7 protein-coding genes are annotated in these 11,658 nt (G+C 45.6%); 3 read left to right on the top strand and 4 right to left on the bottom strand.

Annotation, left to right across the window (positions count from 1 at the left end):
• Positions 1–2: 2 nt before the first annotated feature.
• A complete protein-coding gene (locus ACQ4M5_RS05520; RefSeq protein WP_430674611.1) occupies positions 3–2,936 on the bottom strand; it encodes a PAS domain S-box protein in 2,934 nt (977 codons plus the stop codon).
• A gap of 355 nt (positions 2,937–3,291) precedes the next feature.
• Between ACQ4M5_RS05520 and ACQ4M5_RS05515 the strand changes: the two genes are divergently transcribed.
• Both ACQ4M5_RS05515 and glcF read left to right on the top strand, forming a co-directional pair.
• Positions 3,292–4,587, top strand: coding sequence for an FAD-binding oxidoreductase (locus ACQ4M5_RS05515; RefSeq protein ID WP_430674610.1), 1,296 nt, complete (start codon positions 3,292–3,294; stop codon positions 4,585–4,587).
• Positions 4,588–4,589: 2 nt separating this feature from the next.
• Complete coding sequence (gene glcF, locus ACQ4M5_RS05510) at positions 4,590–5,924, top strand: glycolate oxidase subunit GlcF (RefSeq protein ID WP_430674609.1); 1,335 nt, start codon at positions 4,590–4,592, stop codon at positions 5,922–5,924.
• Between the two features lie 212 nt (positions 5,925–6,136).
• On the opposite strand, the gene ACQ4M5_RS05505 is transcribed toward glcF, so the two are convergent.
• Both ACQ4M5_RS05505 and ACQ4M5_RS05500 read right to left on the bottom strand, forming a co-directional pair.
• Positions 6,137–6,832 carry an AIM24 family protein gene (locus ACQ4M5_RS05505; RefSeq protein WP_430674608.1) on the bottom strand — a complete coding sequence of 232 codons (696 nt, stop codon included), beginning with the start codon at positions 6,830–6,832 and terminating at the stop codon, positions 6,137–6,139.
• A gap of 45 nt (positions 6,833–6,877) precedes the next feature.
• Positions 6,878–7,354 (bottom strand): hypothetical protein, encoded by a 477-nt coding sequence (locus ACQ4M5_RS05500; protein WP_430674607.1) that lies wholly within the window; start codon positions 7,352–7,354, stop codon positions 6,878–6,880.
• A gap of 349 nt (positions 7,355–7,703) precedes the next feature.
• Between ACQ4M5_RS05500 and ACQ4M5_RS05495 the strand changes: the two genes are divergently transcribed.
• Positions 7,704–10,460, top strand: coding sequence for an AAA family ATPase (locus ACQ4M5_RS05495; RefSeq protein ID WP_430674606.1), 2,757 nt, complete (start codon positions 7,704–7,706; stop codon positions 10,458–10,460).
• Positions 10,461–10,554: 94 nt separating this feature from the next.
• On the opposite strand, the gene ACQ4M5_RS05490 is transcribed toward ACQ4M5_RS05495, so the two are convergent.
• Positions 10,555–11,658 (bottom strand): catalase family protein, encoded by a 1,104-nt coding sequence (locus ACQ4M5_RS05490; protein WP_430674604.1) that lies wholly within the window; start codon positions 11,656–11,658, stop codon positions 10,555–10,557.

Here is an 11,658-nt window from a genome sequence, read left to right as displayed (position 1 = left end):
ATTTAAACCCTGATCTTTTGTTCGCAGAACGTGATTGTAAAACAGACTCCTGATTTACTACTGAGGTCTATTTCCCCTCGTAGCTGTCGAATGAGTGTACAGACCAACTGTAAACCAAGCGATTTCGTATTTCGGAAATCGAGTTCTGGGGGGAATCCACGACCGTTATCACCTACGATTAGTGAGTAGTGAATACGATCGAATAGTGGCTCTTCTTGAGCGTGTAACTCAATATAAATTGAGCCTGTTTCGCCACTGGGAAAGGCGTATTTCAAAGAGTTGGAGACGAGTTCGTTGATGATTAATCCGCAGGGGATCGCGGTATCAATGCTCAATCTCACATCCTGAACATTTAAGTGAAGTTGAATAGCACGAGAATTTGCCGAATAAGAGCGGAATAGAGCAGTTGTTAAGCTTTGAATATACTCTGAAAAGTGAGTTTTTGCGAGATCTTCAGACTGGTATAGCTTCTCATGAATCAATGCCATCGCGCTGACTCTATTTTGGCTTTCTTTAAATACTTCAACGATGCGTTTATCTTGAATGTAACCTGCTTGTAATTTGAGTAAACTTGATACAACTTGCAGGTTATTTTTCACACGGTGGTGAATTTCTTTCAACATCACTTCTTTTTCTTCAAGTGAGGCGCGAATTTGATCTTCTGCCCACTTACGATCGCTGATATCGATGACAGAGCCAATTACCTCGATCGATTGATCATTTAGCAGCTTCATGCTGTCACGTAGCCAGCGATAAGAGCCATCTTGATGTAAAAATCGGTATTCACAAGTGGCTTCTCCAGCTTTTAGTAAGCGATCGACATGTTCGAGTACGATCGATAAATCTTCCGGGTGAATGTGGTCGATCCAAAAATGTGGATCTTTGAGATATTGCCAAATCTCATAGCCGAATTGCTGTGTAATATTTTCGCTGACAAATGTACAAGCACGATTCCGATTCGGTTGACAGGTATAAATGACTGAAGGACTCGAAGACAGCAGATATTTCAATCGTGCTTGAGTCGTAATCAACGCTTTTTCTGACCATTTTCGATCAGTAATATCGCGCTGTAGTGCAACAAAATGAGTAAGATTTCCATGCGAATCTGAAATTGGAACGACGTTTAAATCCACCCAATATTCAGAGCCATCTTTGTGATAATTCATTAGTTCAACTTGAGCCGATCGTCCTTCTCGCACCGCTGTCCGAACTTTAGCAAGTTGCGATCGATCTGTTTTTTCACCTTGCAGAATTCGAGGCGTTTTCCCAATCACTTCTCCTGCGGTGTACCCGGACATTCGCACAAATGCAGCGTTCACATAACTAATCTTTGGGTCTTCCAGATTTGTATCGGTGATAATCACGCCATCGTTTCCATTCACAACCACGGATTCAAATAATTTCAGACGTTCTTCTGCTTTGTACCGTTCTTCTTGTGCCCGGACTTTTTGCAGCACGATCGACAAATAATCTGCCAATTCTTGAATCGTTTCGACTTCGCAAGTTGACCAACGTTTTGGATAGGGTGCGTTCAGCGCCAAAATTCCGATCTGATCTGCTGAATGTTGAACTGTGACCATTGCGATCGCACGAGTTCTACGTCTCAACATATCGCCCACCATCGGCGCAAAGGCAGGCTCTTGTAAGACATCTTCAATTAAGGCAGGTTCGTGTCGCTGAATGATCTCGAAATACTGCGGAGTCAGATATAGTCCTTCGATAATTCCGTTCATCGCAGGCATATCCGCAGGTTGAGCCGAATAGATTGCGTTAAAGTGGCGATTGTCGATGACCCCGTATAGCACTCGAACATTTGTAAACCGAGCAGCGGTTTGATCGATCGTTAATTTGATCAAGTCATTCACCGATAATCCGGCTGTGACCCCTTGCGAAATTTGATTGAGGATTTGCAGACAGCTTTGTTTATCTCGCAAACTTTGTTCGATCGCTCTTCGCTGGGCAACTTCTTTCTGCAATTTCGCATTTGCCGCTTTCAGTTCAACGGTTCTCAGTTCAACTCGAATCGCCAAATCTTGTTTGGTTTCCTGTAGCTCGATTTCGGCTTGTCGTTGAGCGGTTACATCGGTTGCAACGCCAATCATGCCGATCACTTCACCATCAGAATTGCGAATCGGAGTGGCGCGATTGTCATAGAAAACGCCTTGAAATTCGAGAATCGATCGATGTTCTTCTCCTGCCAAAACGCGATCGATGTCTCGAATAATTTGCGGATAATCCCGGTAAAATTCGTAGACCGATCTTCCAACTAATGCGCCCGCCTTCCATCCCAGTGTTTCCAGACCTTTCCCTTCAGAAAGCGTGTAAATGCCGTTTTGATCGATCGCATAAAGAATCGTCGGAGTATTAGTAACAACGGTGCGTAATAATTTCTCACTGGCAGCGAGATTCTTCTGAGCGCGGGTTTGTTCGGTGATATCGCGAATACTAATCACCCGACCGCGAATCTCGTGGTTGTGCCATAAGGGTTTAGAAAATCGCTCTAGAATCCGCCCGTCTTTGAGTTGGAAAACGTTGTGACCTTCAAGCCTGGGATGTTCCGATTCGAGTTTGACTTGATTTCGGAGTTGATCAGGTTCGACGAGCATCGGAGTGGTTTGTTCTAGAAGCTGTGACTCGTGAAGGGGGACAGGCTCTTGAACATTCCACTGCTGGCGAAATTGTTGATTGGCACTGAGGATATTTCCTTGTTGATCGATCGCGAGAATGCCGTCTACTGCTCCCTCGATCGTCATTTGTAAGAGCAATTGATTATTCTCGGCTTGTTGTCGAGCCGATCGTTCTGCTTGAAGTTCTTGTTGCAGAGCAGAAATCGTTGCCTGTAGCTCTGAAAAAGCAGCTTGAGACGCTTCAGAATCGCACTGACTAAGAAGCGTTTGGAGTTGGACTAGACTGGGCGGCGCGTCTATCTGTTGCATCGATCGTCGCTGTAGGTAAAAAAGAGGAAATCATGAGACTGTAGGAGACAGAGAAACTCTGCGCTTCTATAGCAGTACCTACTCTAGTTAGGGCACTTCGAGGAAGCCCCCCAGCCCCCAAGTTTGGGGGAGCAAGAGTCTTAAGCCCCCAGAATTGGGGGTTTGGGGGCAACTCCGAGGATGTCCTACTCTAAACTTCTACTGCTATATCAATGCTCATGATTACCTTTCGCCTTGAACATAAGCGCATTATTCCCTAGATAATAGGATCTGGATCGAAATGTTTTCATAAATCTCTCATTATTTCTAACTAAGAGATTTCCCAATTTCTGTGTTGTCTGCCCCATTTTTACGGATGCCAACTCTTTTTCAAACGCTCGAATCCGCGATCGCGCCCGTACCGATACGGACGTGGGATTCACTGACAGAATTTCAGCAAGCGCAATTAAGTCGATCGCTGATTCACCCCGATCGAGTTGCGTGGGTGTCTCCTTCGACCGTTGAGGAATTAAGCGCGATCGTGTCTTGTGCTCATCGCAATCGGTGGCAGATTCTTCCTTGTGGTCATGCGACGAAGTTGCACTGGGGTGGCGTAATCGATTCAGTCGCTTTGGTTGTGAGTACCGAAAAGCTCGATCGCTTAATTGAACATGCTGAAGGCGATTTAACTGTGACGGCTGAAGCAGGAATTTCGTTTGCTGAACTTCAATCGATCGTCGGAAAAGCGGGGCAGTTTTGCGCGATCGATCCAATTTTTAGCGATCGTGCAACTTTAGGAGGCGTAATTGCAACGGCGGATTCTGGATCGCTCAGACATCGTTACAACAGCGTTCGCGATATGTTGTTGGGAATTACATTTGTGCGATCGGATGGTGAGATCGTCAAAGCAGGCGGACGAGTCGTAAAAAACGTGGCGGGTTACGATTTAATGAAGCTACTTACCGGATCGTATGGGACTTTGGGGATTTTGGCGCAAGCTACAGTTCGGGTCTATCCGATTCCTGCTGTTTCTCGATCGATCATTCTCAGCGGTGATTTAGATTCATTAGAGCAAGCGACTCAGACTCTATTAAGTTCAGCATTAACGCCTGTAAGTGTTGATTTGTTATCAGAATCAATCTCATCAGTATTAGAATTGCCAAACTCTTCTAGCTTGCTCGTTCGATTCCAAAGCATTGCAGAAAGTGTTGAACAACAGATTGCACGATTGACCGAAGTTGGAAAAGCTTTGAATTTAAAGACTTCTGAGCCAGCCGATTCGGATCTATGGCAACGCCTCACAAATCAAATCAATTCATCTGTCCAAAGTGACTCGATCGTTTGCAAAATAGGAGTAAAGCCCACTGAAGCGGTTTCGGTGCTGGATCAAATTTCTGCACTGTTACCCGCTGCGGAAGTTCTGATTCATGCAGGAAGCGGCATTGGACGATTGAGCATTTCAGAAGCTCGATCGACTCAACTTCTAGAAGTACGATCGATTTGTGAAGCGACAGGTGGATATCTCTCGGTGTTGCAAGCCTCGATCGAGTTCAAACAACAGCTAGAAGTCTGGGGATACTCTGGAAATGCGCTCGGTTTCATGCAGCGAATCAAATCCCAATTTGACCCTCAAAATTTACTCAGTCCTCACCGTTTTGTAGGCGGAATTTAGAAATGCAAACCTCTGACCCAGCAACCAATCCAGGCTTTGATGCTCACAATCCTCCCGATCCAAAACTGATCGATTCTTGTGTGCATTGTGGCTTTTGTTTATCGACTTGTCCGAGCTACCGCGTGATCGGGAAAGAGATGGATTCGCCCAGAGGACGCATCTATTTGATGGACGGCATCAACGAAGGTGAAATTCCGCTGAATCCGGCAACAGTACAACATTTCGATTCTTGTTTAGGTTGTTTAGCGTGTGTCACGACTTGTCCCTCTGGAGTGCAGTACGACAAGTTAATTGCTGCCACTCGTCCGCAGATCGAACGGAAAGAACCTCGATCGCTGGCTCAAAAACTATTACGACAGTTCATTTTCTCGGTGTTTCCATATCCCGATCGAATGCGAACTCTGTTGCGTCCGTTGGGCTTGTATCAGAAATCGGGGCTTCAAAAAATTGTGAGGTCAATGGGATTTTTAAATGCGATCGCGCCTCAACTCTCCGCAATGGAAGCGATTCTGCCAGAGATTCCTTCTAAAGCTTTCACTGATTCAATTCCTGCACTGATTCCTGCTCAAGGAGAAAAGCGCTATCGCGTCGCAATGCTTCTAGGCTGTGTTCAACGATTGTTCAATCCAGATGTCAATGATGCAACGGTGCGGGTACTCACTGCCAATGGTTGCGAAGTCGTCGTTCCCCAAGTTCAAGGCTGTTGTGGTGCTTTATCCCATCACCAAGGACAAGAAGAACAAGCTAAACAATTCGCACGACAAACGATCGATACCTTTGATAAAACTGGAGCCGATTTTGTCTTAATCAATGCTTCAGGTTGTGGTCATACCTTGAAAGAGTATGGTCACATTTTGCAAGACGATCCGAACTATCGCGAGAAAGCAGAAGCCTTTGTTCGTAAGGTTCGAGATGTTCAAGAATTCTTAGCTGAAGTGGGATTAACCGCAAAATTATCACCGCTGCAAGACAAGCCTTTAACAATGGTTTATCAAGATGCGTGTCACATGTTGCATGGTCAGAAAATTAGTGTTCAACCGCGTCAATTGTTGCGGAAAATCCCAGGTGTGAAACTACGAGAACCTGTCGATGCAGCGCTTTGTTGTGGGAGTGCGGGAATCTACAATATTCTTCAGCCAGAAGTAGCGAACGAATTGGGACAGCAGAAAGTAGAAAACCTAACGAATACAGGCGCGAGTGTGATTGCTTCTGCAAACATTGGATGTTATGTACAGATCTCCCGCCATTTGAAACTGCAAGGAAAATCTGTACCTGTTCTACATCCGATGCAATTGCTGGACTATTCGATTCGTGGAATTCAGTTAGAGAATCATTAGAGGATGTTTGAAAAGTATAGAAAGTCCTTCGCTTCGGTTGCATTCCGCCCGTGATTGGAAATCACGGTCTATCGGTACAAAGTCCACTAAAGGGGACTGAAAGCAAGTTGTAGTAGTCTTTTCAGTCTGTTTCAACAGACTTTGTTCCGATAGCCCCGAATTCTATTCGAGGGGCGGTTCAGGCGATGAACGATTACCTTCAAAGCATCCTCTTAGCTTCCACTTTCGACACTATACACTTCCTCGTAAGGTTGCAGTACAACCCATCCATTGCCCTGGAACTTTAACTGAATCGCTTCTCCACTGCCACGACCTAAAAAGGTTCCAACCGTGAAATTGGTCACAATTTCGGGTTCTAGCGATCCCGACCAAGCGATCGTGGCATTTGGATCAGTAAAGACAGGGACACCGGGCTTCACCGCTAAGGTTAAAGGTTCATAGTGGGTTGTGATTGCAACCATTCCTGTTCCTGATACGCGAACGTTGAACAATCCTCCTGCAACCATGCCAGCAATTCGTCGCATCAGCTTGATTTCCCATTTGATGCTGTCTTCCATCGCTAGGACATCGTTACCATTTACAAAAAACGTGTCATTGTTCAAATTCAGAATGTGCACTCGCTTGCCTGAATCTGCCAAATAAATGCGCCCATTGCCTTCCATCTTCATCAGCGACATTCCTTCGCCAGACACCATCTTTTTCATCAAGTTGCCGATGCCGTGTTCGAGAACGCCTTCCCGCTTGAAGTTGACGTTGCCTAAGTAGCCGATCATTGCGCCCACCTTTGACCAGACGCGACCATTCAGCTTGACTTCTAATAAATGCGGACTTTCTAGCTCGAATGTGCCTTGTCCCCGATCTCTTTGAGCCGAGGCACTGATAAATTCATCGATCGAGTATTGAGCCATAACAAATCACTGGTAGCTTGGATACGTTATTCAAACACAAGCAATTCAATTTGGATTACGGATCATACAGTTGATCGACTCTGGAATCTCTGCTGAAAATTCCCCATACATCAGTAATGGATCTTCAGGTCGTGTTGCGTTGATCTGAATCGAATCATTGCAAACCAGTCCATCCATGAAGTAGAGAAAGCTTTCACCAGGAGGGTTTCCGGTTCTGTCGATCGCTAAAACTAACCGATATCCTGTCGGAATCACTCGCTCGAAAAAAATCCAGTCGTATTTGATGCGTGTGGCTTGTTCAATCCATGCGCTTCGGATCGCGTATTCAGACCCTTTCCAGCGAATTACATTGCTTTCGAGGCGCGGTTGAGCAATCAATACACCACGAGAACGAGCATCGGAAACTGAATTCGATATGAATCCAGGTGAGTAAAATTCGGCGACAGCATTATTGATTAGTTTGAGGACGATCGCGGCTCCCACTCCCAGTGAAAGCAACACTCCAGCAATGATTTTCCACATATAGCAATCCTAAATTAGTTGTAAGGCGTATGGTTGATCTAGCCCCCTAGCCCCCAAGTTTGGGGGAACAAGACTCTTAGCCCCCAGAATTGGGGGTTTGGGGGCTTTCCCGAATTTTGCAACTCAAATTGGATTGCTATAGTTCAGGAACATTCAATTTCCTTTAGATCTATATGAAATGAAGCGCGATCGCATTTCAATGTGGACAGTCCTACAGGTGGAAATTCGAGGCAAAATGCTAGACCGAAAATAAATGAGTCGGTGTCGGCTCGAATGCAGCGATCGACGTTAGAATCGTTTCCATTCCCGATTGTGGATCAGAACATCTGATCTGCCGTAGAATCAACGTATGGAAATTCTTTCAGTTAGCCTCAAAAACTTCAAGTTTCATAGCGATCGCGCTTTTTCGTTCCAACCGGGGACGAATGCAATTTGTGGCGAGAATGGTGCGGGAAAAACGAGCATTCTTGAAGCGATCGCATGGGTGCTATTTGACTATTCGGGCGCGTACACGAAAGAGGATTTGATTCGGAATGGGGCGAATAGTGCCCAAGTACGAGTGAGCTTCATTTCGAGTCGAGATCAGCGGACGTATGAGATTAGTCGCTGTACTCGATCGAGCTATACGATCTTTGATCCAGAGATTGGCGAAAAGCTGAACTACACCAAAAAAGAGGATGTTCTACCTTGGTTGCGAGAGCATTTAGGAGTGCCAGCAGGAACGAACCTAGCACAGTTGTTTCGGAATACGATCGGGGTTCCACAAGGGACATTTACCGTTGATTTTCTTGGAACTGCGGAAGAACGCAAGAAAGTCTTTGATCCGATTCTAAAAGTCGAGGAATACAAAAAGGTTTATAAGGAGCTAGGGGACTTAGAAAAGTTTGCGAAAGCTCAATCTGAGAAGCTAGAGCGGGACATCCAGCAGTATGATGAATTGCTACTAGAGTGGGATGAACTCAGTCAGCAAAAAGCAACTCTTAGCAGCACAATTCAGCAGATTCAGACTGATCTGAAACAATGGGAAGAACAATACGATCGACTAAAATCCGATCAAGAGAAGTACAGTGAAATCGCGGCTCAAGTGCTTCAGCTAACGGCAAATCTTGAATCGCTTTCAAGTCGAATTCGCTCTGATGAACTCAATCTAGAACGCCTTAGAACTGAGCTAGAAGCGGCTGAAAAATCTGTCAAAATCTGCACAGAGCGGCGTGATAGTTATCAAGCTTATCTGAAAGCAGAGGAAGCACTTCGAGAATTGGATCAACAGCGATCGCAGCAAGAACAACTAATGCGCGATCGAACAAAACGTGCCAATGCTCTAAGCACCTCTGAATCAAAGTTTGCGGTGTTAGCTCAGAAAGAAGAACGTCGATCGCAGCTTGAAGCAGATCTCAAACAATTAGAACCGTTAATTAAACAACAATCTGAACTAGAGCAACAACAGAGACAATTCAATGAGCAGCTTCAATCGTGTCAAAGCTGGAGACAAACCATTCAACGTGATCAAAAACGACTCGCACAGCTTCAAGACAGTCAACAACAACTAAGTGCTGAAATTGAACGCTTAGAAGAATTGGGCGCGATCGTCAAACAAATTCCTCAGCTTGAAGAACTACAACAGCGCTACCAACAGCAACTAAGCCGAATCGAAGCTGCCACTCAATTTGAGGCAGATCTTCGACAAATTCTAGTACAAGCCCAGAAGCGCGAAGATATTCAAACGAAACAGATTCAAGCTGCAACAACAACCTTAAAAGAACTACAACAAGCGACACCCCTTTGGCAGCCTCGACTAGAAGCAGTACTAGCTACACTCGAAAATAGTTCAAAGCTGAATGATCATTTGATGCAAGACCTTCAAGGAATTCTCGATGATCTATCGCAGCAAACCGTCGTCGATCGATTAAAACAATCACTCAAAGAAACTCAAATTCAGCTTAAAACCTATCGAGATCATGAATCTCAATATCGCGGACTTGATGCCAAATTTGACCAAGAGGAAAGGCTTGATGCTGAAGTTGCAGAACTACGATCGCTCATTGCTGAACATCAATCTCAACTCATTGCAGAACCCGAACTTCAAACCCAATTAGCACAAACTACAGAGCAATTAGAAGCTTTGGAAAATCCTCGCGATCGCAGTCGTTATCTCACTCGCGATCTGAAGACTTTAGCCAATCTCGACACAGAACGCGCTCTATTACAAGCTGAACTCAATACAGCACAAGACGCGATCGGCAAAATTGACGAAGCTTTGAAAGCGTTTGAGAACTTAGCAGAGCAAATTCAAGAACAGCAAAATTTACGCGATCGCTACAGATCAGACTATCAAATCTATCTCGAACATCAAAAATCTGCGAATGATTACAAAGGGCGAAAAACGCAACTCGAAACCGCGATCGCACAATTAGAACAATACCAAGCGCAACTGAAAACATTAACCGATCAGAAAGCACAACTCGAAGAAACCTACGATCCAGAAGAAGTTAAACGGATCAATGCAGACTATCAAGAAGCTAATCGCCAAAAGATTTCGCTCAGCACCAAATTACCGATCGAGGTTCAGCGTCTAGCAGAATGCCAAACTCGACTCGACAAGCTACAAGTAACACAGCAAAAACGTACCGAAGCTCAAACCCAACTCAAACAGAAACAAAAAACAGAACGATTCATCAAATTTGCTCGAAGATCCTACAAAGAAGCTGCACCGAGAATCACCGAACGCTATGTGCAGACGATTTCTCATGAAGCCGATCGCTTATTCCGAGAACTATTAAACCGTCCGAATGTCGCTCTGCAATGGACACGTGACTATGAAATCATGGTGCAAGAAGGTGCACATTCCCGCAGATTTATCAATCTATCGGGTGGAGAGCAAATGTGTGCTGCTTTAGCAGTCCGATTAGCATTGCTGAAAGTACTTGCAGATATCAATATTGCTTTCTTTGATGAGCCAACTACGAACATGGATCGACCAAGGCGGGAAAGTTTAGCTGATGCGATCGCAAACATTAAATCCTTCCGTCAACTCTTCGTCATCAGTCACGACGATACCTTTGAGAAAGTCACCGAGAACGTCATCCTAGTCGAGCGTGAGGCGTAATAATCACAACAATGCACTAGATTTTCTCGGTCAAAAAACCGTTCAGATTATTGTTAACACAAGCCAGTTGAACTTTGCAGGATTGTCGTTCTTTCTAATCGGGCATCTCCTCAATATTGCGTGGCTCGCCCTTGGGCTGTTGGTTCATGTCATGGCGGTAACGACTCGAAGCCTCATACACCTCTCTGCGAAGCCGCTGAATTGAACCAAGCGGTTGATGCGCGGCGATCGTATGCCAGGGGCTAAAAGACAGTACATCGTCCACGTACACCTGACGGGCGGGACTGTAGGCTTCCTGCATCCCAATCGTAAGTTTAGCGATCGCTTGATAAGGACTATCCTGCTCTGACCAACGCACCGAAGAATCTTCGATCGGCATTGTCTCTAGATTAGTACACAGTTGAACCCGCAATTCATATTCAGCCGACTGTCTGCGGAAGAACTCGACAATCAAATCGCGCAGCGTCGAAGCATTCTCCATCTCAATTCGTTGACCTTGAAGCGGCTGAAGACTGGTCGATACGGGAACTGCACTTAACTTGGCAATGTAGTCTCCATACCGTAGAGCAGCAGAGGTATAGTATGTCTCTCCTAAGATATGCGTCTCTGGTTGCGTAATTCCCAGCGCAGTCGGATAGAGAGGGATACCGACGGTTTGAGTGACTGCATTTACGGTACGGGCAGCCATTCCCAAGAGTTGTTGCGCCTCTTCTGGGGCACTCACTACAACCTTTTCCTGAAGCAACTGTTCAGGCAGAAAGCGAGCCAGATTCCCGGATGGAAAAATCGGACTGTTAATCATCAGAAAATCTTGAGTTACCGCACCAGGTTCAGTCGCGAGAAGCTTCGGTTCTTCGACACCAATGACTTTAATTCCTATGCCGCGATAGGTTGAAAGACTATCCGGCAGAATATCGCCCGGAACACTGGAGAACCGAATCATCACCGGATAAGTGCGGGGTTCGCGAAACAGCCCTTGAGCCAGATGAGTGGGTAAGTGGTCGTAAATTTGCAGTTCCCCCTTCAGTCCGCCATGACTTTTCGCATGAGCGCCGCGCATTGCATGACGATGTTTGTCGAATACTTTTTGTCCTTGCCGAGCAACGGAGTCGAGGATTTGGCGGATCAGTCGATCTTCGTCTGGTTGCCTGACTTCGACAGCGGGGGAGTAGCGAACGTATTGATTTGAGGTGAGCAT

The organism is Leptolyngbya sp. AN10, assembly GCF_050565645.1.
Classification (GTDB): Bacteria; Cyanobacteriota; Cyanobacteriia; order Leptolyngbyales; family Leptolyngbyaceae; genus Leptolyngbya.
This window is presented reverse-complemented; position numbering and strand designations above follow the sequence as displayed.